Genomic DNA, 1,734 nt, shown 5'->3' with positions numbered 1-1,734 from the left:
CCGGCGTGCGGCCGCCGGGGCCGGCTCACCCAGAAGTCCTTGACGGTCTCCTCGAAGCCGTTCAGGACCCCCGGCTTCTCACTCGCACCACTCATACCGAGAAGCATGCGTCACCCACGGCGGCGGGACATCCGGGATGGTCCCTGAGGTTTCCCGGCCTGCGGCCGTCCGACGGATCAGGGGTTTCCCGGATGGAACCACCCCTCGGTGCGTGTGACCATGGACGGCGTGCAGGAGTCCCTCGACCACGTCACCGCCGAGCAGGCGATCACGACCACCGAGCCGGTCGCGCCCAAGATGTTCCGGCGCCGGTCCGGGCGGGCCATCGCCGGGGTCGCCGGGGGGCTCGCCGATCACCTCGGCGTGCCGGTCCTCTGGGTGCGGACGGCGTTCGCGTTGCTCGCCGCGCTCAACGGCGCCGGGCTGCTCGCCTACGGCCTCCTCTGGGTGTTCGTCCAGCAGCAGTCCGAAGAAGCCGCGGAGGTGCCGAAGCCGAAGGAGCGCCAGCAGGCGTTCGGCCTGATCGCGCTGGGTGTCGGCCTCGCCGTCGCCAGCGGGACGCTCACCGGGTTCATCAGCGGCTGGGTCGCCGTGCCGCTCGCCGTCGCCATGATCGGTCTCGCGGTCGTCTGGCGGGAGGCCGACGAGTCGCAGCGCCGGCGCTGGCGGGTCGGCGCCAAGGACGGCTTCGCGGGTGCGTTCCTCGGCGGGGGCGGCTGGTCGGCCGCCATCCGGATCGTCGCCGGCGTCGCGCTGGTGATCACCGGCATCACCGTCGTCGTGCTGCGCAGCGGCACCCTCGACCAGGTCCAGTTCGCGCTGATCGCGGTCCTCGCGACGCTGATCGGGGTCGCCGTGCTGACCGTGCCGTTCTGGCTGCGGCTCGTCCGGGACCTTTCCGACGAGCGCAAGGCCCGCATCCGCACCGACGAACGCGCCGAGATCGCCGCCCACCTGCACGACTCCGTGCTGCAGACGCTCGCGCTGATCCAGAAGCAGAGCGAGCAGCCGCGCGAGGTCGCGCGGCTGGCCCGCAGCCAGGAGCGTGAGCTGCGCGGCTGGCTCTACGGCCCCAACGGTTACGGCAAGCCGGCCGAGAACGTCGAGGAAGCGACCGGCCAGCTGTCCGAAGCGCTCGCGACGGCGTGCGGCGAGGTCGAGGACACCTTCGCGATCTCGGTCGGCCAGGTCGTCGTCGGCGACGCCGAGCTGGACGAGTCCCTGGTCGCGCTGGTCCAGGCCGCGCGCGAAGCGATCGTCAACGCGGCCAAGCACGCGGGCGTCGACGAGGTCAGCGTCTACGCCGAGGTCGAGCCGACGTCGGTGACGGTGTTCGTCCGCGACCGCGGCAAGGGCTTCGACCCCGACCTCGTCCCGGACGACCGCCACGGCCTCGCCGACTCGGTCCGCGGCCGGATGACCCGCCACGGCGGCACGTGCAAGGTCCGGACGGCGCCGGGCGAGGGCACCGAGGTGCAGCTCGCCATGCCGGTGAAAGCGGGCAAGGGAGCGGCGTGAGGCGGCTATGCTCGACGACGTGACGGACAACCAGCGTGAACCGGTCAAGGTGTTCCTCGTCGACGACCACGCGGACCTCGTCGGTGATCGAGTCGAGCTCGGTGCGGACCCCCGCGCGGAACAGCGCGTGGTCGTCGACGAGGAACACCTTGACCGGTTCACGCTGGTTGTCCGTCACGTCGTCGAGCATAGCCGCCTCACGCCGCTCCCTTGCCC

Annotated in this window: 1 protein-coding gene and 1 pseudogene; one reads left to right on the top strand and one right to left on the bottom strand. The window is 71.9% G+C overall.

The genetic code is table 11. The features are described from left to right. Window positions 1-213: 213 nt before the first annotated feature. The gene (locus CCN39_RS43515) at window positions 214-1,518 is read left to right on the top strand and encodes an ATP-binding protein (RefSeq protein WP_086852518.1); all 1,305 of its coding nucleotides are present in this window, start codon (window positions 214-216) and stop codon (window positions 1,516-1,518) included. Between the two features lie 64 nt (window positions 1,519-1,582). Here the strand turns inward: CCN39_RS43515 and CCN39_RS52335 are convergent. Beyond that, a pseudogene (locus CCN39_RS52335) lies at window positions 1,583-1,708 on the bottom strand (DNA-binding response regulator); the annotation flags it as partial. Window positions 1,709-1,734: the final 26 nt, after the last annotated feature.

Origin of the sequence: Amycolatopsis kentuckyensis (genome assembly GCF_002155975.1) — a bacterium.
GTDB classification, from domain to species: domain Bacteria; phylum Actinomycetota; class Actinomycetes; order Mycobacteriales; family Pseudonocardiaceae; genus Amycolatopsis; species Amycolatopsis kentuckyensis.
This window is presented reverse-complemented; position numbering and strand designations above follow the sequence as displayed.